Source organism: Fictibacillus sp. UD (assembly GCF_043558025.1).
Classification (GTDB): Bacteria; Bacillota; Bacilli; order Bacillales; family Fictibacillaceae; genus Fictibacillus.
On the sequence record NZ_JARUHH010000010.1, the window covers coordinates 60,002 to 83,460 of the forward strand.

At 40.0% G+C, this 23,459-nt stretch carries 25 protein-coding genes; 11 read left to right on the forward strand and 14 right to left on the reverse strand.

All coding sequences use genetic code 11. From position 1 onward, the window contains the following. Positions 1–330: 330 nt before the first annotated feature. The gene (locus tag P8610_RS14950; protein ID WP_394605061.1) at positions 331–3,558 is read left to right on the forward strand and encodes a M36 family metallopeptidase; all 3,228 of its coding nucleotides are present in this window, start codon (positions 331–333) and stop codon (positions 3,556–3,558) included. A 238-nt stretch (positions 3,559–3,796) separates the two neighbouring features. Here the strand turns inward: P8610_RS14950 and P8610_RS14955 are convergent, their stop codons facing one another. Next, on the reverse strand, positions 3,797–6,019 hold the full coding sequence (locus P8610_RS14955; protein ID WP_394605062.1) for a transglycosylase domain-containing protein: 2,223 nt from the start codon (positions 6,017–6,019) through the stop codon (positions 3,797–3,799). A gap of 155 nt (positions 6,020–6,174) precedes the next feature. Between P8610_RS14955 and P8610_RS14960 the strand changes: the two genes are divergently transcribed. Beyond that, the gene (locus P8610_RS14960; RefSeq protein ID WP_394605063.1) at positions 6,175–6,666 is read left to right on the forward strand and encodes an antibiotic biosynthesis monooxygenase family protein; all 492 of its coding nucleotides are present in this window, start codon (positions 6,175–6,177) and stop codon (positions 6,664–6,666) included. Beyond that, the gene (locus P8610_RS14965) at positions 6,663–7,577 is read left to right on the forward strand and encodes a diacylglycerol/lipid kinase family protein (protein ID WP_394605064.1); all 915 of its coding nucleotides are present in this window, start codon (positions 6,663–6,665) and stop codon (positions 7,575–7,577) included. The genes P8610_RS14960 and P8610_RS14965 overlap by 4 nt, the downstream gene beginning before the upstream one ends. Here the strand turns inward: P8610_RS14965 and P8610_RS14970 are convergent. Beyond that, positions 7,555–8,262: a phosphatase PAP2 family protein gene (locus tag P8610_RS14970; protein ID WP_394605065.1), complete on the reverse strand. Its 708-nt coding sequence runs from the start codon at positions 8,260–8,262 to the stop codon at positions 7,555–7,557. The two genes, P8610_RS14965 and P8610_RS14970, sit on opposite strands and share 23 nt — an antisense overlap. Before the next feature lie 385 nt (positions 8,263–8,647). Beyond that, positions 8,648–8,965 (reverse strand): DUF3243 domain-containing protein, encoded by a 318-nt coding sequence (locus tag P8610_RS14975; RefSeq protein ID WP_066240096.1) that lies wholly within the window; start codon positions 8,963–8,965, stop codon positions 8,648–8,650. A 216-nt stretch (positions 8,966–9,181) separates the two neighbouring features. Between P8610_RS14975 and P8610_RS14980 the strand changes: the two genes are divergently transcribed. Next, the gene (locus P8610_RS14980; protein WP_066391396.1) at positions 9,182–9,613 is read left to right on the forward strand and encodes a ferritin-like domain-containing protein; all 432 of its coding nucleotides are present in this window, start codon (positions 9,182–9,184) and stop codon (positions 9,611–9,613) included. 25 nt (positions 9,614–9,638) lie between these two features. On the opposite strand, the gene P8610_RS14985 is transcribed toward P8610_RS14980, so the two are convergent. The 4 genes from P8610_RS14985 to P8610_RS15000 all read right to left on the reverse strand — a co-directional run bounded on the left by P8610_RS14985 (position 9,639) and on the right by P8610_RS15000 (position 13,109). Then, complete coding sequence (locus tag P8610_RS14985) at positions 9,639–10,409, reverse strand: EcsC family protein (protein ID WP_394605066.1); 771 nt, start codon at positions 10,407–10,409, stop codon at positions 9,639–9,641. A 141-nt stretch (positions 10,410–10,550) separates the two neighbouring features. Continuing rightward, complete coding sequence (locus tag P8610_RS14990; RefSeq protein ID WP_394605067.1) at positions 10,551–11,768, reverse strand: ABC transporter permease; 1,218 nt, start codon at positions 11,766–11,768, stop codon at positions 10,551–10,553. Continuing rightward, entirely contained in the window at positions 11,765–12,508 is a 744-nt protein-coding gene (locus P8610_RS14995) for an ABC transporter ATP-binding protein (RefSeq protein ID WP_394605068.1), read from the reverse strand. The genes P8610_RS14990 and P8610_RS14995 overlap by 4 nt, the downstream gene beginning before the upstream one ends. Positions 12,509–12,572: 64 nt before the next feature. After that, entirely contained in the window at positions 12,573–13,109 is a 537-nt protein-coding gene (locus P8610_RS15000; RefSeq protein WP_394605069.1) for a PCYCGC motif-containing (lipo)protein, read from the reverse strand. Positions 13,110–13,748: 639 nt separating this feature from the next. Here P8610_RS15000 and P8610_RS15005 point away from each other — a divergent pair. The 3 genes from P8610_RS15005 (at position 13,749) to P8610_RS15015 (ending at position 16,178) form a co-directional block, all read left to right on the forward strand. Then, positions 13,749–14,177, forward strand: coding sequence for an HIT family protein (locus tag P8610_RS15005; RefSeq protein WP_394605070.1), 429 nt, complete (start codon positions 13,749–13,751; stop codon positions 14,175–14,177). Between the two features lie 291 nt (positions 14,178–14,468). Then, positions 14,469–15,548: a 3-phosphoserine/phosphohydroxythreonine transaminase gene (serC, locus tag P8610_RS15010; protein ID WP_394605093.1), complete on the forward strand. Its 1,080-nt coding sequence runs from the start codon at positions 14,469–14,471 to the stop codon at positions 15,546–15,548. 117 nt (positions 15,549–15,665) lie between these two features. Then, positions 15,666–16,178, forward strand: coding sequence for a tryptophan transporter (locus tag P8610_RS15015; protein WP_289496917.1), 513 nt, complete (start codon positions 15,666–15,668; stop codon positions 16,176–16,178). Between the two features lie 23 nt (positions 16,179–16,201). On the opposite strand, the gene P8610_RS15020 is transcribed toward P8610_RS15015, so the two are convergent. Then, positions 16,202–16,627: a YkvA family protein gene (locus tag P8610_RS15020; protein ID WP_394605071.1), complete on the reverse strand. Its 426-nt coding sequence runs from the start codon at positions 16,625–16,627 to the stop codon at positions 16,202–16,204. 523 nt (positions 16,628–17,150) lie between these two features. On the opposite strand from P8610_RS15020, the gene P8610_RS15025 reads away from it, so the two are divergent. Together P8610_RS15025 and P8610_RS15030 are read left to right on the forward strand one after the other, a co-directional pair. Further along, entirely contained in the window at positions 17,151–17,432 is a 282-nt protein-coding gene (locus tag P8610_RS15025) for a YtxH domain-containing protein (RefSeq protein ID WP_289496920.1), read from the forward strand. A gap of 212 nt (positions 17,433–17,644) precedes the next feature. Further along, the gene (locus tag P8610_RS15030; RefSeq protein WP_394605072.1) at positions 17,645–18,226 is read left to right on the forward strand and encodes an HTH-type transcriptional regulator Hpr; all 582 of its coding nucleotides are present in this window, start codon (positions 17,645–17,647) and stop codon (positions 18,224–18,226) included. Here P8610_RS15030 and P8610_RS15035 read toward each other — a convergent pair. Beyond that, on the reverse strand, positions 18,217–18,558 hold the full coding sequence (locus P8610_RS15035) for a DUF1878 family protein (protein WP_289496922.1): 342 nt from the start codon (positions 18,556–18,558) through the stop codon (positions 18,217–18,219). The genes P8610_RS15030 and P8610_RS15035 overlap by 10 nt on opposite strands. 132 nt (positions 18,559–18,690) lie before the next feature. Beyond that, on the reverse strand, positions 18,691–19,272 hold the full coding sequence (locus P8610_RS15040) for a YpmS family protein (RefSeq protein WP_289496923.1): 582 nt from the start codon (positions 19,270–19,272) through the stop codon (positions 18,691–18,693). A 99-nt stretch (positions 19,273–19,371) separates the two neighbouring features. On the opposite strand from P8610_RS15040, the gene P8610_RS15045 reads away from it, so the two are divergent. Then, complete coding sequence (locus tag P8610_RS15045; protein WP_066239985.1) at positions 19,372–19,551, forward strand: hypothetical protein; 180 nt, start codon at positions 19,372–19,374, stop codon at positions 19,549–19,551. Between the two features lie 171 nt (positions 19,552–19,722). Here the strand turns inward: P8610_RS15045 and P8610_RS15050 are convergent, their stop codons facing one another. Both P8610_RS15050 and P8610_RS15055 read right to left on the reverse strand, forming a co-directional pair. Continuing rightward, positions 19,723–19,809 carry a YjcZ family sporulation protein gene (locus tag P8610_RS15050; RefSeq protein WP_130297031.1) on the reverse strand — a complete coding sequence of 29 codons (87 nt, stop codon included), beginning with the start codon at positions 19,807–19,809 and terminating at the stop codon, positions 19,723–19,725. A 101-nt stretch (positions 19,810–19,910) separates the two neighbouring features. Beyond that, the gene (locus P8610_RS15055; protein WP_394605073.1) at positions 19,911–20,036 is read right to left on the reverse strand and encodes a YjcZ family sporulation protein; all 126 of its coding nucleotides are present in this window, start codon (positions 20,034–20,036) and stop codon (positions 19,911–19,913) included. A gap of 205 nt (positions 20,037–20,241) precedes the next feature. Between P8610_RS15055 and P8610_RS15060 the strand changes: the two genes are divergently transcribed. Then, positions 20,242–21,135 (forward strand): peptidylprolyl isomerase, encoded by an 894-nt coding sequence (locus P8610_RS15060; protein ID WP_289496925.1) that lies wholly within the window; start codon positions 20,242–20,244, stop codon positions 21,133–21,135. A gap of 336 nt (positions 21,136–21,471) precedes the next feature. Here P8610_RS15060 and P8610_RS15065 read toward each other — a convergent pair whose 3' ends face one another. Both P8610_RS15065 and P8610_RS15070 read right to left on the reverse strand, forming a co-directional pair. Beyond that, a complete protein-coding gene (locus P8610_RS15065) occupies positions 21,472–21,804 on the reverse strand; it encodes a sporulation YhaL family protein (RefSeq protein WP_394605074.1) in 333 nt (110 codons plus the stop codon). Between the two features lie 64 nt (positions 21,805–21,868). Next, complete coding sequence (locus P8610_RS15070; RefSeq protein ID WP_394605075.1) at positions 21,869–23,188, reverse strand: MDR family MFS transporter; 1,320 nt, start codon at positions 23,186–23,188, stop codon at positions 21,869–21,871. Between the last annotated feature and the right edge of the window lie 271 nt (positions 23,189–23,459).

Genomic DNA, 23,459 nt, shown 5'->3' on the forward strand with positions numbered 1-23,459 from the left:
CGTACACACCTTTCTATCCAAGACCAAAAGCTTGCAGCACTATTGTTATCTCCTAGCCACTGAAACTTAAAACCTTTAACGTCAATATCCATACACATTGTAAGGGAATTCATAATAAAAGTATAGGCAATAAGCTCAATTGTCATGATTTTGGCAAAATGGAAGGTTTTTTAACCTGCCTATATCCTTAGTTGTATGCCAGACCTACAACTTGCGTCCAAATTTCATGAGGGAAAGCACTATCTTTCTGCTAAGTCATTGACTCGACTTATGTTCAATTGTTTAATAACGGTAATAATAGTCAGAAAATTCAATAAAGGAGTGAGTGCAATGCCTTTAAATAAAAAAATTTTAGCTGGAACGGTATTTAGTTCAACGCTGCTGGCCTCCCAACTGTTAGGAGGTAACAGCCTCCCCGTTAATGCTTTATCATCAAACGAGCTTTCAAAAAAAGCTGATGAACATCAGCATGAAGCCTTTGATATCCGAAAAGATTTGCCTGCTGTTATGCCCTCAGATACACAGATTCAAGCGGCAAATGAACTGATTCAATCTTCAGGATTAGGCACAAAAATTTCTTGGAATTCAACATTCGGCACACCTTCTTTTATAACTAAAAGTAAAGGGTATTTAACCTCTCCTTCAAACTATAATAGTGAAACCATTGCACGCAACTGGCTGAAATCCAATGCTCAAGTCTTTGGCCTTACCTCTGAACAAGCAGATTCTCTTTCAATGATCAAGAATCACAAAATCCCAGGAAGCGGTCTTCAGACAGTTGTGTTTCAGCAAACGTTCTCTGGAATTGAATCAGCAAATGGAGGGCGAATCATCGTTTCCGTTAATAAAGAAGGACGCATCCTCTCCGTTGCCTCCAATACTTCAAGGGCTTCCAAACTCGATGAAGCACACAAACTATCAAGCAAGGATGCTCTTTTATCTGTAGTAAAAGAACATCTACCGAACTTAAGTTATGCACCTTCTTTAACGGGTACAAAGCATGGATGGGAAGAATATGCGGCTGGCGAATCCCTCCCAACCGTTCAGCGTGTGAAAAAATCATCTTTTGTTACACCTGATGGAGTCAGGCCAGCATACCGCGTACTATTTATTGAACAATTGAACAAAGGTAAAGAAGCAGTGGTAGATGGAGTAACAGGCGAGACGCTGTTTGAACGCTCTCTCGTTCAGAATCTTGATCCTGAAGGGCTGATCTTTGAAAATTACCCGGGAGCTGCATCTGGCGGAACCCAGGTATTAAAGTCCTTTAAAGGTGATCCGGCTGCTTCTCCACAAGGCTGGCTTTTACCAGCAAATGACGCAGGGGTTACAACACTCGGTAATAATGCAGACACCTATGTAAACTGGAGCAACTTCCTCGTTCCAGAAGGCGCTGGACTAGTTAGACCTGTGAATCCCCTAGGCAAGTTTAAATATGCGTTTAAAAACACATGGAATGAGACACACGGCCAGATTTTCCCGCCTTCTTATGCAGAAGATGCAGACAGCGCTTCTACAAATCTGTTCTACCATCACAATCTGTTCCACGATTACTTTTATAAACTTGGGTGGACAGAATCCGCCGGAAACCTCCAAGCTGCGAACTTTGGTAAAGGCGGCATGGACGGCGACCCAATATTAGGACTTGTACAAGCAGGTGCAGCTTCAGGTGGAGAACCAACTTATACCGGCCGTGACAATGCTTATATGTTAACACTACCTGATGGAATTCCTGCCTGGAGCGGTATGTTTTTATGGGAACCGATTAAAGGTGCATTTGAAGGCGAATATACAGATGGCGATTTTGATGCAGGAATCATCTATCACGAATACAGCCATGCCCTTTCCAATCGTTATGTAGCAGGGGGCGAATCTCTCAACAGCCATCAGGCAGGCTCAATGGGTGAAGCTTGGGGTGATTGGTTCGGCATGCATTATCTTGTGAAGAACGGTCTTCAGAAAGACCCTGTTGTTGGTGCATATGTTACAGGAAATCCAGACCGCGGTATCCGCAGCTGGGCGCTTGACGATGCTCCTCTGCATTTTGGTGATATCGGTTTTGATATCGTAGGACCAGAAGTACACGCTGATGGTGAAATATGGGCAGCCATTCTATGGCACGTAAGAGAAAGCTTAATAGCCGAGCTCGGAAATGAAAAGGGTGAAGCAGTTGCAGAACACATCGTAATGGACGCTATGCCGATCTCAGCACCGGATCCATCAATGGATGACATGCGCACAGCCATAATTGCCGCTGATCAAGACCGATATGGCGGCGAACATTATGATTTGCTGTGGAAGGCTTTTTCACAGCGCGGACTTGGCGCTTCGGCAAAATCACAATCAGGTGATGACACAGATCCCTCACCGGCTTATGACCATCCTGTTTCAGGACAAAACGGTATGCTTGCAGGAAAGATTATTAATGCTTCAACCAACAAACCGATAAAGGAAGCAAAAATTATCATCGGGCAATATGAAGCACGCACAAGTCCTGTAGCTACATCAAGCGATAAAGGAGGATTTAGCCTGCCAATGGTTTCAGGAACATATGATGTGACCATCCAAGCTCGAGGTTTTGGTTCTACAACGTTTAAAGATGTAGCGATTACCGCCGGCGAGATTGAATCCTTAAATGTAAACCTTTCTCCTAACCTTGCTTCAGCAGCAAATGGCGCTGAGCTTGTTTCTATAACCGATGAAACGGATACACATCCTGCAAAAAATGCACTAGATGATACGGAAGCGACGGTCTTCTCCTCACAAACGAAAGAAGAAGGATTTACTGGATCCGAGTTCGTCGTCGATTTAGTTGGAGACAAACCAGCTTCTGTATCCAGTGTTCAAGTCAGTGCGTTTAAAGACATAGCAAAAGCCCGTTTCTCAACTTTAAAAGATTTTACTGTTCAAACGTCACTAGACGGTAAGACCTGGACAACAGTAAAAGACGGCACATTTACAGCAGGCAAACCTCGGCCTGCAACACCTGATCTGCATTATAAAACCTTTGAGCTGGCAGAACCGGTAAATGCAAATTTCGTGAAATTCATCGCTAATAGTGCTCAGGATAACTCATTAGGATATGTTCAAGTGGCTGAAGTTCAGGTATTTTCAGAACGGTCGTCAAAGGTTTCAGCATTGCCTCCAGTCGTAACTGAACCTTTTAAGGCGGAAGGTGTCATACTTTCCGGAAACCCAGCTACAGGCATCGGAAGTTTGGCTGACTTGAATGCCACAGGAAGTGTGACACAAAACGAATTTGTTGCCACTCAAAATCCCGAGCCCGCTTCACAAGGGGTGGATGGATATGTAGTAAGTCTTCCAGAACAATACCGCGACGGGCTTCACAATTTTACAGTGTCGGGTCCGGATGGTGGCGCACACGATCTGGATATTTATTTCTATGACTCTTCATTTAATCTGATCAGCAGTATTGCAACAGCTGGTGCAAATGAATCAGGCGTAGTACCAGGCGGAACATCCTATATTTATGCAGGACTTTACACAGGGGCAAACGTGCCTTTCACAGTTGAAGTAAAAAGCCCCTTTGGAGATTGATGTAGCTTCCTAGAGTGAAGTAAAAAAGCTAGGCTCTCACAGCCTAGCTTTTTTACTTGCTCTTTTATTTAAGGATCTTATCCAAAAGAATATTGCATTTGGTTCATTTGTTCATTTTCTTCATTGATGTGATTGGAGTGCAAAGAGTGTGCTTTCACCGAGCGCTCACAAAGATGAATAGACTTGTCGTTATATATGTAAAAAAAGAAGATGGCTAACCACAGCCATCTTACACATTTTAATCATTCTTCTTTTTCTTCTTCTTCTCTTTCCCTTTACCATGCTTACCTTTTTGCTTTGCGTCTTTTTTATCTTCATCACCAAAACCCGGGAAAAGCGAGATTGATACAACATTCGAAGGCTTACCTTCTTGCTTGGTCAGAGGGTTATAAGGTACTACGTAAAAGTCAGGAAGGGTAAACAAGTTCTTACCTGATGCCGTGTATTCTCCCTTGCCTTTTAAAGTATCTAAAAGGGTCGTCTCTCCTTCGTTTACCGCGTACACTTTATACTGCAGCCGCTTATCTTTAGATGGTGTCCAGTTCAGCTTAACCGAAGGCATTCCATAATCACCCATTCCAAACGTTGCACGCAGGTCGCCAATCTCTATCAATTCAATCGGAGGCTCTAAGTCCTTCACCCCATCAGGCTTTTTAAACGATAATCCCTGTTGAGACGGCATTCCATTAATCACTTGTTTAAATAAAAGCGTAGGAAGGGCGCTTCCGCTGTTCAAGTATGCGTCTTTCGTTGTACGGTCATATCCAATCCAAACCGCACCAACGACTTCAGGAGTATAGCCCACAAACCATGTATCTTTATTTCCTTTTTCAACGTTCGGATAGTTTGTCGTTCCTGTTTTACCTGCAATCTCCATATTTTCAGGTCCATCTGATCCCGTACCGTTCTTCACCACCTGCTGAAGCATGCGGGTCATGTACCACGCGTTTTGTTTTTTCCACACTTTCTCTTCTTCACGCTTCGCTTTACCGATCAGCTCGCCTTCATTGTTATAAATTTTACTGATCACAAAAGGTTCTACCGTTTTGCCTTCATGTAGAAAACTACGATACCCTTTTACCATCTGAAGAGGACTTACCCCTTGATCAATACCGCCGAGTGCGATTCCAAGTCCCTTATCCTCAATCGGCATTCCGAGCTGGTCTAAATAATTTTTCGAGTCTGAAATTCCGATTTCATTTAACAGCCAAACAGCAGATGAATTCACCGAATGGGAAATGGCATCAACCATCGACACTTCACCCTCATATCTGTCATTATAATTTTTCGGTTCATAACCGTTATAGCTTAATTCCTCGTCTCTTAGCATAGAATATGGTTTGTATTTTTCTGATTCCAATGCTGGTCCATAAACAGATAATGGCTTAAAGGTAGAGCCTGGCTGACGATTAACTTCTACACGGTTCAGCCCTTCAGTTACATAATTCCGTCCGCCTTGAACGGCAATCAGTCCGCCGGTTTTACCATTCATGAGAACCATCGCGCCTTCAGGTTTTTCTTGGCCCGTACCGACAAAATACTGGCCGTTTTGAAAACTTTTATACACCGCATCTTGTGCTGATGGATTCATTGGTACCACAATTTTGTAGCCGCCCTGTCTCAGTTCTTCTCTAGAAAGCTGGTACTTATCTTTCGCTTCTTTAATTACCATATCAATATACGTTGTATACGCGGGATTACGTTCTTCTTGCTGAAAATCAAGTGCGATCGTTTTCCCTTGTGCCCTAACAGTTTCTGAAGGTGAAAGATAATCTTGTTTCTCCATTAATGCAAGAACAAGATCACGGCGATCTTTTGCTTCCTTAGGATGTTTGAGCGGAGAATAATAATTTGGTGCTTTCGGAAGTCCGGCAAGCATCGCTCCTTCAGCTACAGTTAAGTCACTTACATCCTTATTAAAATACGTTTTCGCCGCGAGCTGGATCCCGTACGCTCCATGTCCGAAATAGATTTGATTCAAATACATCTCTAAGATTTTATCTTTTGGATATCTTCTTTCTAGATTTATAGCAATAACAGCTTCCTTCGTCTTTCGAAACCACGACTTCTCGTGTGATAAAAAGACGTTCTTTGCAAGCTGCTGGGTGATTGTACTTCCTCCCTCAACTTTGCCTCCAGCTAAAATGTCCTTATAGATCGCACGGGAAATCGCTTTAACATCAATGCCGTTATGTTTATAAAAACGGCTATCCTCTACGGCGACAAACGCTTCTTGTACATGTTTAGGGATGTCTTCTATACTGACAATTTCACGGTTCTCATCATAAATCTTTGTTATTTTATCTCCATCTTCTGTTACGAGAAGTGTCGCAGAATCCATAACAAGAGCTTTTTCATCTATTACATAATCTCCGGCCAAAATAATAAATAAGTACGCAAAAAAACCAATGATTAGCGAACCTATTAATACACCGAGTGCGATGAGACTTTTCTTTACCATAACCAACCCTCATTTCATTCTAGGTCGAAAAGTACATTTTATATAATTTTCCCTCAGTTGGAAAGTATATTACAAGTAACCACATTCTTACACTGTTTAATGTGCTGAACGGTTGGGTAAAACATAGGTAAATTAATAAAAAGGCAGGGATCCGCATGAAAATATACATTACATATGGGACTACAGACTATTTAGCGACCTATCAAGAGAAATACGACCAAGCTATCCTGCTAGAAGGTGATTCCAATTCCGCTCTTCTTTTTGAAACAGACGGAAAAAATCCATTTACGGAACAACATGAGTATGAAGTTATTAACCAAAGAGGATCTTTAACGGGGGCTGGTTTCGTCGTTATGAACCATATTCCGGTTTCAGATGAAGGCAGAGCTCTGTTTGAAGAACGGTTTCAAAACCGTGCAGGGCTTGTTGAAAGTGAGCCTGGATTTAACGGCATTCGAATTCTCCGCCCGCTTCATCAAGATCCATACATCGTTCTGACGCTTTGGAAATCGCATGCTGACTTTATGAATTGGCAGCAGTCAAAAGCTTATGAAGAGGCTCACAAAAATAGAGGCACTTCAAAAGGCCTGCCTGAAACACTCTTTAGTGGAAAGTCATTCGTAAAAGAATACATGGTCGTACAATGAATACGAATCCTTCATCATTAAAACGAGTTTCCGTCATCCTTAATCCAGCGGCTGGTCAAGGGCGGCTTCTGAATCAATGGAATGCTGTTCTTACCGAATTAAAGAATGGTTTTGAAGATGTTCAAGTTTACGAAACGACCGCCCCTGGAGAAGGCGCTTCATACGTCCAGCAACTTCATCAAGAAACAGATCTCATAATTGCAGCAGGCGGGGATGGTACTGTCCATGAAATTGCTGAAGCGGTATTGTCGGTAAAAGAAAATCCGCCAGCATTCGGAATATTACCTGGCGGAACGTGCAATGATTTTTCAAGGGCTTTAGGGATGAACCAAAATCCTGTGAAAGCTGCGGCACAACTGAGTGAAAAAAGAATTCAGGGAATTGATGTTGGTGAATTCAACGGTCATTTTTTTACGAATTTTTGGGGAATTGGCCTGATTACTCACGTTTCAGAATCCATTGATCCTGATACAAAAGAAAAATTCGGCAGGCTTTCCTATTATTTATCAGCTGCTAAATCCTTTCAAACATGGGAGCCCTTCGAGATTTCAATAGAATCTAAAGAATTTCAATTCAACGGGAATGCTGCGATGTTTCTTGCGGTTAACGGCCCTTTCACTGGAGGCATAAGACCTTTTTTTCCAGATACGGATATACAAGACGGCATGCTTGATTGCTTACTGATTGAAGAACCCTCCATTTCATTTATTTGGGATGTTCTTCAAAATCGTTTATCTGACACATCGAAGGAAGGACAAGGCTATCACTATTTTCAAAGCTCAGAAATCCACATAAAAACGGCTCCCCAACAGCTTATTGACTGTGACGGGGAGCGCGAACATGAAACACCTGCAGTCGTAAAATGTCTGAAAAAACAACTGACTGCCCTTATTGGGGATGTTTCCTTTTAAAAAAAGGAAGCGTCCTTTTTTGATAAGCTCTAATCGATTCTCTGCCACCGATACATATAAACAGCCATACCGTTCCTGCTGAAAAACCAGCTAACACATCGGATGGATAATGAACCCCTAAATAAATTCGGCTAAAACCGATCAGCACAATGGTTGTAATAAAACCAACCGCCAGGATTACTTTAAGAGTCTTACTCCTTCTGCTTCTCACAACCAAATATCCGAGAAAACCATAATAAATTAAACTCCCCATAGCATGTCCGCTCGGATAGCTGAATCCTTGTTCCACAATTAAACTATTTTCAGGACGTATTCTTCCAAACCAATGCTTTAAACCAAGATTTAGTAGGCCGCCACCTGCTACTGCCACTAAATAAAAAATAGCACCCCAATAATTCTTTCTCTTTGCGATCAGCCAAATAAGACTTCCCACTAATAAGAGAGTAAGAACATTAATAGATCCTAAAAAGGTAATAAATTTCATAAATCCAGTTAACGTATCGTTTCTTATGTTTGAAACGTATTCTATTATGACTTGATCAAATTGAAAACGCTCATCTTCCATCAAGTCTTCTGACAACTCGAAAAACACGTTTAAAGAAAAAAACGAAAGAGCTAGCCCGCCCAATATATAGAGTAATGGCAGTATTGGAAAGGGTAGTTTGTTGGCCAGTTCTCGTAACATAAAGATCTCCTCATCTTCTGCCTTTGTTTTAAGGTAAGTTTTCACTTTTTCGACTTGTATTAAACCACTTTCAAACATTGGGGGATTATTTGAAGGCTTTGTGAACTAAAAGGAATCTTCGTCGCTCTTGAAAGTGGGTGATTTGCGCTCCAGGATGCTCGCTTTCCGCGGGGTGTGCGGTGAGCCTCCTAGCACTTTGCGCTGTTAGGAGTCTCACCTGTCCCACTCATCCCGCAGGAGTCTCGCACCTTGCACTCCAATCAACTTGTCAATGAAGAATACAAAACGAACACAAACAACAATCTTTTAGGTAACATTATTTAGAAAAAAAAAACCTAAAGAAAAAAGCTGCTCGTTTACCAAGCAGCTTTTCTTGAAAAATCATTTACTTTACAAGCTTTACTAGCATATGAGCCAGCTTATGGCGCTCTTCTTGTTCCCCGACTTTCCACAGCTCTTTTAAAAGGTTCTCTTCTGAGTTGCGTGGCTCCTCATGGTCTGCTAAGTAATCTGCTACTTTCTCAGCTGTTTTTGCGAGCGTTTCTTCACTCATGCCCATTTTTTCACCAATCTGTACTTTGCTGTGCAGGTAGCTTTTAAACTCTTCGAAGTTCGATAAAATTTCGTCCTTTTTGCTCTCACTCATTCGGCTTGCTGTTTCCTCCACCTTGCTTGTGTCTACATTGCGTTCGTCATCAACCATATGTCTGCTATCCATTTTTGTTGCCTCCTTTGTTTTTTGTATCACTTTTGTTCAATGTTTGTTTCATGCATACTAGTCTTTTACCGCTTTTAACACAGCTTAAACATATTTATACAGTTTGATTTTTAAAATCTAATCTATCCTTAAATTTTCGTTTATGTTTGTTCGAAAACGGGAAGGATATCTTTGTAGAACAAGATTCAGGAGGTTATACAAATGGAAAAAGACTTACAAGCACTAATCGATGGACTAAATGAGGATCTTGCAAACGAGTACTCGGCAATCATTATGTACAACCATAATGCTGCAACGGTTTCTGGGTTGTACCGCCAAATTCTTAAACCTTTTTTCCAAAGTGAAATTGCTGACGAACAAGGACACGCTCTTTACCTAGCCGAAAAGATTAAGACACTTGGAGGAACACCAACTACTCAACCAAAACCAGTTAAACAAGTTGAGAGCGTTCGTGAAATGCTGGAAGAAGCTCGAAATGCTGAAGAAGATACAATCAGACGTTATGAAGAGCGCAAGGAACAAGCTTCTAACCTAAAATTGACTGAGCTTGTTGTTCAGTTGGAAGATATGATCGCTGATGAAACGAAGCATAAAGAAGAAATGGACCGCTTACTTAGCGACAGCCGTTTCTAAAATGAACAAAACAAAAGCACCCCTTTTAAAGCGGGTGCTTTTTATTTATTATTTTTTTGTTTTTTTCATCTGTCAACAAACGCCACCTAAAACAATTCTTCGCCACTTGGCCCAGATCATCTAGAAAGTGATAATTGGCATACGCTCCTACAATCGCCCCTAAGCCTGGCACCATCTGAAGCATTTTTATAAGGTCGATATGATCTCGATAGTCCTGCTGCAAATCCTGCCAGTTCAGCTGATCAATAGAATTCGGATGTTCTGGAAACTCCTTAATAGTTTCCTTCCAATTAACAACCTTTTCATATGCCTCTTTCCGTTTTTGAGGATCGGAGAAAGCGAGACGAAATACGTGCAGAATGAAGATACGTTCTCTGTAGTCTCTTACATCCAGTCCATATATACTTGCTGCCTCAAAAAGGAACTTCATTTTAATACCAAGAAGCAAAGGAAAATCTGCTAGTCCAAGCAAAATACCGCCTGCGCCTGTTCCGGCTCCTTCAACTGCAGCTGTTTTCTTATAAAAAGCAAGGCGATCTTGAAACTTGTAATCACGTTCCCGAAGATCTGCTGTAAATTTGATCGTTCTTTTTGTTGTATATTTTGAGCCGATTAAAGTCGCTTTTATCATTTGTTTCATACTTGCCGTTATGACATCGTGCACTTTTTGAGGAATCTTTTCGTTTATCTTGGTTTGAACCGATTTTGTTGCTTTATTCCAAAGTGACGGTCTTTTGCACATCTCAATTTCCCATTGTTTTAGCTCTTCAGAAACTTTTTGTTCATATTCGTTCATGTCGCTCCTCCTCTCTTTCCGATACGTAAACGCGGCGGATTAAGTTTCATTAATAGTTATACGCTGTTTACCTTTTTACATTTCATCGATTGAGACATCCGCTTAAAGGACACGACTAAAAAAACTCCCCAACCATTCGGGCTAAGGAGTTAATGTTACATGTTTTTTTGTCATAGACGGTAAACGAAGTAAGCCGTAAACCACTGCTGCAACAGGCATTAACACGGCGATCAGCCAATCGCCTGTTAGGAATCCGTAAAAGACTCCATAAAAAATCCCTTGTAAGAGCAACAAGTTTTTAAGCCACTTCTGAAAAGCTTTCACCTTCACGGCTTGCTCAATAGGGTAGATCATGAAAATAACATTCCATCTGTATTGCGTGTAAAGGGTAAACAACTGCAGTGAGAACATTTGAAAAAACAAAAAAACAACAACGAGCTGCCACCATCCAGCTGGAATCAAATAGAGGAAGAAGAAACCGACTAAGATTAAACGGATATATAAACCTAAATAATCACCCGAACGGATAAACGTTTTCGTATATAGAGAAGATAAAGCGTTTTTCTTTTTAAATGAAAAAGCAGCTAAACCGTTTAACCAAGGTCGTTTATGAACCGTCTGTTTGAGTGCTGGTACATCTGTAAAGTAATTGACGAGTCGATAGCCCTTCATTTTTAATGCTTGTTCTTCTGCTAATAGCATTTCCCACTGATAGCCATGCTGCTTTTTAAAGACACCAAACACAAAATTTTTCAGCACATACATAATTGCAAAGATTGCGATTAAAAAGATGTATGCTTCATTAAAGAGCAGATAAGCATACACAAAATTCACAATGAACCTCATGATTCTATAGTTCAACTGATGACTTTTATAGGGCAGTCTTCTTTCTTCCCATGACACGTATATATTGAATACTTTAGCTGCAATTAAAAAGAAGCCAAAAGTCACGTACATTTTCCAGCCATCATGAATAAAAACTTGAACGACCGGCCAGAGCAAAGTAAAAATGATTAGGGTTGAAAAAGCCCCTGTTGCTGTAGCTGAAGAGATGGCTTTTGAGAAATATTGTTTCATTCCTGATTCCACAGGGAGCAGAAATACAAGATCTCCTTCTTTTAACAACGTACGGATTGCACTCTTCGTTAACCAGATTGAAAAGACGATTGTAAGAACGAAGACGGCTGGGAAATCCTTAGGCAGCGCTTGAAGCAGCTTCGCATAATACACACTTCCAATAACGATGAGCAAAATTAAGGAAACAATGAGCCCGCTGTTTGCCATTAAACTAAAATATTTAAGTGTTTGCGTTAAATGGGCATTGCGCCGTTTTGTCCATAATTTTTTTACATCAATCATGTGACTTTACCTCTTGCCACATAAAGATAGATCTCATCTAATGTCGCGTTTTCCAGCCCGCTTCTTACTCTTAATTCTTCTAAAGTTCCGCTCAATACTAACTTTCCTTCATGCAAAATTAAAAAACGATCACAGTATCTTTCTGCCGTCGATAAAATATGAGTCGACATCAAAACACCTGCTCCGCTGTTCCTAAACTTCACCATATACTCCAAAAAGGATTGAATTCCGAGTGGATCAAGACCAACAAATGGTTCATCCACAATATAAAGCTTCGGTTCTACTAACAGAGCGCAAAGGATCATTACCTTTTGTTTCATTCCTTTAGAGAACTGGCTTGGAAACCACTTGATCTTGTTGTCCATTCGAAACTCTTCCAATAAGGGACGGACACGGGTTAAAAAGGTTTGTTCTTCAAGGCCGTACGCCATTGCCGTTAATTCTAGATGCTCCCAAAGTGTTAGCTCTTCATAAAGAATTGGAACTTCTGGTATGTACGTAAATTGACTGCGATAAATTTCCGGTTCATCTCTGAAAGTCTGTCCATCAATTTTTGATGTGCCAGACATCGGTTCCATTAGACCTAAAACGTGCTTAATCGTCGTACTTTTACCTGCTCCATTCAGACCGATCAGCCCAACAATTTCATTTTCCTTTACTGAGAAATCCAAATGATGAATAACAGGCTGATTAGGAAGATAACCTCCTGATAGATCGTTAACTTCAAGGATCGGCTTCATCTAATACCCTCCTTTTTCATTTATCTATGTCTTTATTCTTTGCCATTTTTTACCCTTTTACCCCTTATGAAGCAGGCATTGGTGTTGGTGTTGGTTCTGCATAGCCTTCTTTATATTTTTCATCGATCATTTTTCTGATTTCTAGATCGCTCTTGCCATTCGCTGATTCACTCATGCTGACTGCCGCAATTTCAAGACACGTCCCGCATTTTGTTCCATGATCATCCCAAACGATCTCTCCACCTTCTTTATTCTCTGCAACAAAGCAATCATAATTATCTTTATGCCCAGCTGAACCTCCACAACCACAATAACAAGGCATAGATTCAAGCAGTTCTTTATATTTAGGCGCTGCTGCATAGATGGCTGCAATCTCTTTAGGCTGTTTATCTAAAAATCCAGGCAGCACATCCATTGACGCCGTAAGTTCTTGAATATCGCCATTCGGCAGATGATTCTCATGTCCTTGATGAGAACCTTCATTTTTTGATTGTGATTTCTCTTGATGATTTTTATGATCTTCCTTACTTTGATTTCCACAGCCTGAGATGAGAAAACTAGCAGCAAGTGTCATCGTTAATACAAGTTGTCTTCTTTTCACGGAGAATCCTCCTTTTTGTCATTCTTTCCTTATAATAGCGTAATTCACGTTTCTTTTACCAATTTTATATGTATAACAACAGAGACTTCATGGACAAGATAAGAGGGAAGAAGGTATCCCCCCTTCTTCAGGGAGAAAGATGCAAGGTATTAGATTTTTTCAGATATGCAAACTTTTAAGGAGATGATTCTCTTGGACTATTCAGTGCTTGAGCAATTGCAAATTCTTAATACCGAGGTGCATGGCTAAAAAATCGTATTGTTTTGTTTTCGTGTTCTCCTTTCTTCTCTAACCTCTATAAGAAGGAGGGTTCTATTATTGAATAGGACCCTTCTTCTTTATTTTTGCTGTTTTCGCGAACTCCAGTGCTCTGAGAAGTAGTTGATTTCCGCTTCAGGCTGCTCGCTTTCCGCGGGGTGTGCGGTGAACCTCCTAGCGCTTTGCGCTGTTAGGAGTTTCACCTGCCCCACTCATCCCGCAGGAGTCTCGCACCTTGCGCTTCAATCAACTATCCAAAGAAGAAAAAGGATCCAAAGCAACAACTCTTTAGTAAAGAGCCTTTTGATAAGATAAAAAAGATACCATATTTTTTTGGTTGATTATGTGTGATATGATAAGTAAAAAAATGAGGTGAGCCACTTGTCCCACGATTCAAACTGCATTTTTTGTAAAATTGTTGCGGGTGAAATTCCATCCTACAAAGTGTATGAAGATGAGAACGTCTTGGCCTTTCTAGACATCAGCCAAGTGACAAAAGGACATACGCTGATCATTCCTAAAGAGCACTCCAAGGATATTTTTGAACTGTCTGCAGAAACAGCAGCGAAACTTTATTCTGTCGTGCCTAAAATTGCTTCAGGAATTAAACAAACGTTTAATCCAATTGGTCTGAACATCTTAAATAACAACGGTGAAGCAGCTGGACAATCTGTTTTCCACTATCACATGCACTTTATCCCTCGATATGGATCTGGTGACGGTTTTGGTGCGGTCTGGAAAACGCAGGATACCCCTGCGAACGAAATGACAGAAATTGCTCAAACTATTAAAGAAAACGTTAAAAACTAGCGTTACATATTAAAACTGCCTTTTTTTAAACTGGGCAGTTTTTTCATATTCATTTTTAATCTATGCTCTATTCTAAAAGATTGTTGCTTATCAGACATCACTGAAAAGTTGATTGTAGTGTAAGGTGTGAGACTCCTGCGGGACGAGCGGTCAGGTGAGACCCTTAAAGGAGCAAAGCGGCAAGGGGCTCACCGCCTGCCCCGCGGAAAGCGAAGCACCTGGAACGGAAATCAACCACTTTCAAGAGCTCAAAGTTTGCTAAAACAGCGTTATTTTATGAGGAGGAGAACGATGACACGCATTTATTTCCAAGCAGGACCAACAACACTGCCCAAAGAGGTTATGCAGCAAGCGAAAGAAGAATGGGATGATTTTCAAGGCACTGGCTTAAATATCATGGAGCACAGTCATAGGGGAAAAGATTACGAAGACATCCATGAACAAGCAAAGAACCGAATGAGAAGCTTGCTCGATATCCCGGATACACATGATGTTTTGTTTTTACAAGGCGGCGCAAGTCTGCAATTCGCTATGATCCCAATGAACCTTATTACTGATGGAAAAACGGCAAAGTATATTCTAACAGGCTCTTGGTCTGAAAAAGCTTATCAAGAAGCACAGAGAATCGGATTGAGTGAAGCCGTTATAACCGGTAAGGCTTCTGGATATCGTACGCTTCCTGTAATAGATTATGTACCAAGCGAAAATGATGCTTACCTGCACATCACCTCTAACAACACGATTTATGGCACTCAATGGCCAGACTTAAATGCATTTTCACATCCTGCTCTTGTAGCTGACATGTCAAGCGATATTATGAGTAGACCTTTTTCTGTCGATAAATACGGCCTGATCTATGCAGGAGCTCAAAAGAACCTCGGTCCATCTGGTGTAACTGCTGTCATTATTAGAAAAGATCTTTTGCAAGATAGCAAAACCGTCCCATCGATCTTGTCCTATTCTGTTCATGCAAAAAACAAATCTCTATACAACACCCCTCCCGTCTATTCCATCTATCTTCTTAACCTCGTTCTCGGCTGGGTTGAGAGGTCAGGCGGTGTGAACGAGATGGAAATTAGGAATAAGAAGAAAGCAAAAGTCATTTATGATGCCATCGACCGCAGCAAAGGTTTTTACAACGGCTACGCAACGCGTGATTCACGTTCAGACATGAATATTACGTTTACGTTGGGCAGCCAAGACCTAGAACAGCAATTTATAAAAGAGAGCGAAGAAAACGGAATCTACGGTTTAAAAGGCCACCGATCTGTTGGCGGATTCAGAGCATCTATCTATAATGCCGTTCCCCAAGAATCTTGCGACAGCCTTGCAGAGTTCATGGTTCAATTTCAGGAAAAATACGGAAAGTAGTTCTTAACCCTTTTCAGTTGTATAGACATCTGGTAACATGAAAGTACTTTCGCAATAGGTCATGAGGACACTATTGGAGAGAAATTAGGCTAAAGAATAGCTGAGGAGAGATGAGAAATGAATACTAAATCACTAGCTTTAACTTCTGTACTTATTGCATTAGGGTATGTTTTTCACACGATCGTACCGCCATTATTTTTTGGAATGAAACCTGATTTGCTGCTCGTAATGATGTTTTTAGCTATCATGCTTGCCCCTACGAAACAAAACGTATTGATCGCAAGTATGGCTGCAGGTGTTATATCAGCACTAACAACAGGAATGGCTGGCGGACAAATTGCAAATATCGTTGAAAAACCAATAACTGCTTTTATCTTTTTGGCTTTGTTCCTATTAGCTAAAAAAGTAAAAGTAAATGCAATTAGCGCCGTTCTTCTAACGGTAGTCGGAACCATTATCAGTGGAACATTATTCCTTCTTGTCGCAATGCTAGTAGCCGGACTTCCAGGCTCACTATTCAGTTTTATCGGAATGATTGTTGTTCCAACGAGTATTGTTAGCGGATTGATCATGTTCTTCATATATCCAGTAGCAGAACGATTTTCTAAACGATCAAGTTTAACAGCATAAACAAATAATATAAAGCCAGTTCCTTAAGGAGCTGGCTTCACGTATGTGTCTTCTTCCTCTTTCTCTTCTTCCCACGTTTGAAACGCATCTATTTCGCTTGATAGAGTTTTAAAAATAAAAGCAAGTACAGTCGCATCATCTAGTAATCCTGCACCAATAAGAAAATCTGGAACAGCATCAATCGGACTCACAAAATACAGAAGTCCAGCCACCATAAGTACTAAAGACTTTTTAGAAACATCACGATAATCACCTTTTTTATAAGACTTTACGAGTCGTACTAGAGCTTTTACTTGTGACCCTAATTTATTCAGCCCTTGGCTTTCTGGCTGTGAACTTTTGCTTTCCGCCTCTGATACTAGCTCACCTGTTTGGGTAGAACTTTCAAGGACAGCACTCGCTTTTTCTTTCATTTTGTTGAAATAGTTACCGATTGTATTTTGTTTCAACCCATATCCCTCCAGCCTTTTTATTTATGTATACCCTCTTTTGATCCTCTTCGTCAATTCCTATCATTTCTTTTTTCTTTATTGCTTTTTTAGATTATTGTTACAGCAAAATTGAATAGTTGATTGGAGCGTAAGGTGCGAGACTCCTGCCTACTACCTAAAAATCTCCTCGCAAGGCAGAAAGCGAGCATCCACGAACGGAAATAGCTCCCCCAAAAAGCGGTTAAGAAAGCAGTCCTTTTTATTCTTTTATTTCTTTTTCTCCAAACACAGTCAAATATCTACCGTTTTAGACAATTGATACATTTTTCGCGAAAACATGCTGTCGATGTTCATTTCCTCGTCACTGCTGGATCTGCATCGTTTTTTATGTTTCGACCAAAAGAGATTTGCAATGTCTATCTTGTCCAAACATGACGAAATCTATCGGGAAATATTTTTATATTCGTCATTATTTTTCATAGGATAATAAGAGATATTCACGAATTAATTAGATATTAAAAGAATGGGGAGGAAATTTAAGATGTCAAAACAAAAATCCATGGTAGTAGGTTTCGCATTAGGAACGGTAGTAACAGCAGCAGCTACATTACTTTCAACACCTAAAGCAGGTAAGGAAGTAAGAAAAGACTTGAAAGAAAATATGGATAAAATGAAATCTACTTTCTCTAGCATTAAGCGTGACGGGATTCAGCTTAGAGCAAAGATCAAATTTGCTAATAAGGAAAAAGAAGAGGCTCTAAAAGAAACAGCCGCATCTACAATTGAAGAAGTACCTGAAGAGATGGAACAAGAAATCAAATAATTTCTCAAAAAAAATTCTCCAGCTTCGGAGAATTTTTTTCTTTTACGCTGAACATATGATGATACCAATATGAAGCGTATATCTGCTAAAAGATGTAAAACTATTTTACTAAAAAATAAGGAAATATTGAAAAATTTTACTTTCTTATTATAGGAAATACTGGCATAATGAGGAATAGGATGTGTTTTATAAGATGGAGGGGCATTTTAAAAATGAACAAAGATCAATTATATAGTTTTCAAGAAGCCATGATCTATAGTCACAAACTTTCACAGATTAGTAAAGCATTATGGAAAAGCGTCGAAAAGGATTGGCAAAATTGGATTAAAGATTATGGTTTGAACATCAATGAACACCATATTCTTTGGATTGCTCATCATCTTGAGGGTGCATCAATCTCTGATATTGCAAAATTTGGTGTTATGCACGTTTCCACAGCGTTTAACTTCTCTAAGAAGCTTGAAGAACAAGGCTATCTAACATTTTCTAAAAAAGAAGATGATAAGCGAAATACATATATTTGTCTAACACCTAAAGGTGAAGAGCTTTTACTTCAAACACTAAATACGTATGATCCTTCAAAATTCGGTGTTTTCAGTGCTTCCATGCCAATTAAAGAGCTTTTTGGCAGATTCCCTGAATTTCCAGAACTGATGTCGATTATCCGTAATCTTTATGGTGATGACTTTATGTCGATTTTTAACAAACTAGAAGAAAAGATCGAAGCATCAATCGGTGAACAACCTTCCTCGCCTGTTATGGCAGCTGAGGAAATTGCCTCTTCTCATTCGTAACGAACAGATAATTCATACAGTTTCTCCATCAAGGAAATGTATTTCTCTTGTTGAAGCAATGCTGTAATTGTTTCTCTCGGTGAGAGCTTAGGCGTTAACATGCCTGCAAAATGCAGCAGCAGCGGCGTGTAATGAACAAAGCCTTCTTCACTCTGCATTTCATATTTTTTCTGAAGCTCATCGCAAAGAAGGAAGATATCCTTTACTTCTTGCTCGGTGAGCTTTTTTTCCATGACCAATCTGAAGAACGGATACGAAGTTAGATCGACACTCTCAATCGTAAGCTGATTATAAAATTCTAGTCTTTCTAATCTTTCCTCCACCGTCTCCATACAAACCCTGCTTTCTAGTCAATCTATGTCTATAATAATTATAATCCAACTTTCTCCATTTGGGTATGAATAATTGATGACGAATAAAAAAAGCGCTTCTTCACCAAAACCGGCAAACAGAAGCGCTTTTTCCTAGTTCTTCGTATAGACTCCTAATTTAATTGAGTTCTTCTTTAAATCAAACTCTTCAGCTTTAACAGCATAACCTGGTTTTGTAGGCATTTCGGTTATCCTCATCAAGATGCTTTCATCGGCTGGATATACATCCACCCATTCCGGGAATTCAATTGTATCTTTTAGCAGTGTAAAGACCTCATCCCCCGGTATAGGAAAACGTCCGACTTGCATGTCCTTCTCTTTTAAGAGCAAATCACCGTTATCCATGACTTCTGGTGTAAACGTGATTTGATAGGGAATCTCCTGCTTAAAAGCAACAAAAGAACCATTAAGAACGGCTTCATCATTCCTTAAATTCACATATACATTTACGTTTGGCGCCTTTTTTCGCAATTCCTTATTAAGCAGATCCTCAACCTGCTCTTTTTCTGTATGTATACTCAACAATTTTTGATTTTCACGTAAATCTGATTTCAGCATGCTTCGATCCAAATGGCCACCCGCCGGATCTTTCAAAAGCAGTATAACTATGGCTGCAGGTATGATCAAAAGCAGCAGCAGCAAAGCAAAAAACGCAGCTTTCCATCCGTTTCTCATATTCTCTCCCCTCTCTCATCTCATGTGAAGTATTTTTCCTATTCATATTCCACATATTTTGGTAAAGTTAAACAAGTAGTTCATGTTGGAGGTTTTTATATGGCTGGCTATATCTTCGTATTTTTAGCACCTATATTTTTATTTGTGTTCAATTCGCTCACACATAAATTATGTGACAAAAAGAACTTGTCCTCAAAGCAGCAGGATTCTGTCTATCGAACAATTAACGTGTCTATTACCATTCTGCTCATTTCTTCCTATATTTCAAACGTTCTATAGAAAATATAAAAGGGGGAACCAGACTGCATTCCCCCTTGAGTAACCATTCCATACATATATTGCACCTTTTGATCAAGAGTAGTAAAACAACACATTAACGAATCTGCTTGTAAACGTCAAGCCTGACAGTTCCCATTCATAAGAAAAGGTCCTGCGAGACTGGCATTTATTTTAGCAGAAACATGCAGCACCTACGATGATCAACAAGATAAACAATACAACGATTAATGCGAAGCCTTTTCCATGCCCGTAGCCCATGAAAGCCACCTCCTTCAGTCATCTGTACACTATCCTATGCATGACCAGTCATGCACGCATAGGCATTCGCCCTTTTTATCAATTAAAAATTCTATTCTCCATCAATAGCAGTAACAAGCTCCTATAATGATGAGAAGGATAAAAAGAACTAAGATTAATGCAAATCCTCCCCCGAAATCATGACCGTAACCATAACCCATCATCATACCTCCCTTTTCTTTCTCCATATCATATAGTGAGGCGCCCTGTTTTGATTAGACGAATGACCCGGTTTTTAAAATTTTTTTCTCCAGATTGCTCTGAATACCCGTAAATACTGAATTTATAATGTGTAAATTTTCTCATATTTCGTTTATTGAATAGGAATACCCGCAACGTTTATGCTATAGTAAGAGATGTTAAATTATTACTTCACAGTAGGAGTGTTAAAAAATGAAAAAATGGATGTTATCAGTAGGGCTAACAGCGGGACTTATTTCACTATCCGCTTGTAATAACGCTGGTGGTGCAGATTCAGAAGCCATCGTTGAATCTAAAGCTGGAGATATTACAAAAGAGCAATTTTACAATAAAATGAAAGAACAATACGGTGACCAAGTATTAAACCAAATGATTGACGAAATGGTACTTGAAGATAAATATAAAGTGACAGACAAAGAAATCGATAAAGAAATCGACAAGATTAAAGAAGAGCTTGGCGGTGAAGATGCTTTTAAACAAGCACTTGAACAAAACGGCTTAGCTGATGAAAAGCAACTTAGAGAACGTGTAAAATCCATGCTATTAAATGAAAAAGCAGCAACAGAAGGCGTTAAGATCTCTGACGAAGAAATGAAGAAAACGTTCGACGAAAAATACAAAACAGAAGTAAAAGCTAGCCACATTCTTGTTGATGACGAGAAAACAGCGAAAGAAGTACAAAAGAAACTGAACGAAGGCGGAGACTTTGCTAAGTTAGCAGAAGAGTACTCTAAAGACCCTGGATCTAAATCTAAAGGTGGAGACCTTGGCTTCTTCGGTAAAGGTGCAATGGTACCTGAATTTGAAAAAGTAGCATTCACTCTTGATAAAGGTGAAACAAGCGACCTTGTTAAGTCCGATTATGGCGTGCACATCATCAAAGTAACGGACAAGCGTGAAAACAAGTTCGAAGACAAGAAAGAACAAATTGAACAAGAATTGAAGCAGCAAAAAGCAAAACCAATCACTGAAATCCTAGAAAACCTTCGCAAAAAAGCGGATGTTAAAGTAAAAGATAAAGAACTAAAAGAAAAGATGGAAAAGAAAGCAGAACAACCGCAAATGCCAGAAATGCCGCAACAATAATGACATGAAATGATGAAAACCAGGCCCTTGAAGTGGCCTGGTTTTTGTTTTGGATGGTTATTTGCGCTCATGCAGAAGCAGCGTGCACCCAGTTGGCTGCTAAATCCTCTTGAAAAGAACATAGGAATTCGGATCACATAAAAAAAGCATATTATCACATAAAAAAAGCATATTATCACATAAAAAACGTGCCTCATCACATCAAAAATACACGTCATCACATAAAAAAAGCGGATTATCATATAAAATGATCAAATCAGCATGAACCTGTGTTCCTTAGAAAGACAGTCAAAAAAGACCTGCTCTTCGCAGGTCTTTTCTTTATAGATTATTCTACTATTGATCCGAACCATTATTATGATCATTTTCATCCGCAGCAGCTGCAACTAAATCTTCCGCATCATTATCTTCAGCGGGGCCTTGAGCCTTTGCTCTCTGAATACGCTCCATGTAAACTCTGCCTTCTTCTTCAATGACTCTCTGCTCAATTTCACGATCTTCCTGAAACAGCGTGACGATCCGATAACCGCTATAAATGATGCCGCAAAGGACGAAATACATCCACCATGGAGTCATAGTAAAAAAACCGCCCACTCCTGCTGAATATTCCTTTAATACAAACGCAGCAATGAGTATGGCACCGAAAAATAAAGCAGCGTATCCTTTCATCGATTAACTCCCCCTTATTAGACAAGCTTTTAATACAGTCTATGAAGGAGCAAGATCATATATGTCACGAAAGTGCAGGTTCAGCACTCGTTTCTTTTTCTTTTTCCACTTTTGATTGAGACTGAACTTTTTTATCAAAAGCACGGAACATGAAGTAATAGATTCCCGCACTTATCACAGCTAGAGCAAAGAGAAGATAAAACGTATTCTCAAATCCAATCCACATGGTTAACGGAATCGAAATCGGAGCAATCGTACGGCCGATTGTAAAGCGCAAACCAGCTGCTGCAAAATATTGGCCCCTCATGTTTTCTGGAGCAAGTTTTGAAATGAAACTTTCTTGAATTCCAACAACCATTAGCTCAGCCGTAGTAAAGATCACCATCGCGCCGAATAGAACCCACATCATCGTTGTGCTTCCGAACACAAGCATCGACACACCGTATAAGAGTGCAGAAAAAATGAAGACTCTTCCCTCTTTAAAGCGATTCATCCACTTGGCCATCCAAACCGTACAAAGAGCGACCATTAATCCGTTTAACGAGATTAAATAACCAAACACTTTTTCACCGGTTAACGATATATCCCAGTTGCCAATCGCAAATAGCGATTGCTCCGGTACCTTTTCAGTTGTATAAACAGCTAGCAGAAGATCCATCTGCATGAACGTTTGGGCAACTAGAATTCCTGCTAAGATAAACAGCAAAAATAACTTGTCACTTGCGATTACTCGATAATCCTTCAACTGTTCACCCATCGCCTCGTACCACTTTTTATCCGCTCCCACTTTCTCGAGCACTTCTCTCTTTACAGGAACCGTTTCACGGATATACTTCGCAAGGACGATCGCTAAAATGACACTGACCACTAAACACGCAAGCAGCAGTTCAAAACGGTATGAGAAAAAGAAGATACTTCCCAATACAGGACCAAAAACGACGGATATATTGATGGATGTATAAAACACCGCAAACACTTCACTTCTATGTTTCTCTTCTACAACGTCTGCAATCATTGCGTGACTAGCCGGCCAGTAAAGAGAGCCGAAAAGACCTAAAGCTGAAAACGCAATAAACGTTAAGATAGGCGAATCCAACCACGGCGAGTTAGCGAGACAGAAAAATATAAACGTCGCTGCCTGACCCCAAGCCGAGATCACCATCATCTTCTTTCTTCCGTATTTATCCGCACAATAGCCACCCACAAGGTTAGTGATGACACCTACTACTTGTGACAGGACTAATAAAATACCCGCTGTTGTTTTTCCCATTTCATCCGAAAAATAGATCGCCATAAACGGGAAGAACATCCAAAATAATAGATTTACAAAAAATTCTCCGATTAAACGAACTTTCAGATTAGCATCCCAATCTTTCCACTTCATGTTGTGTTCACTTCTTCCATTAGTAAATTCCGACACTGTTGTTTCCTATACCTGTCTTTTGAGCACTCACTTTACATGCAGTGAATAAGAAGGGATTTTTCCAGATACACACAGAAAAAAGCCCATGAGTATACACGCTTACATGTGCACACCATAGGCTTTTCATTGAAAAGGCTCGGGATGACACATGAAGAGATTGCTCAAAAGTAGGTAGAATGCATAACAAAATAAGCCTTCCCAAATGGGACTAGACGTTATTTAGCTTGCTTTC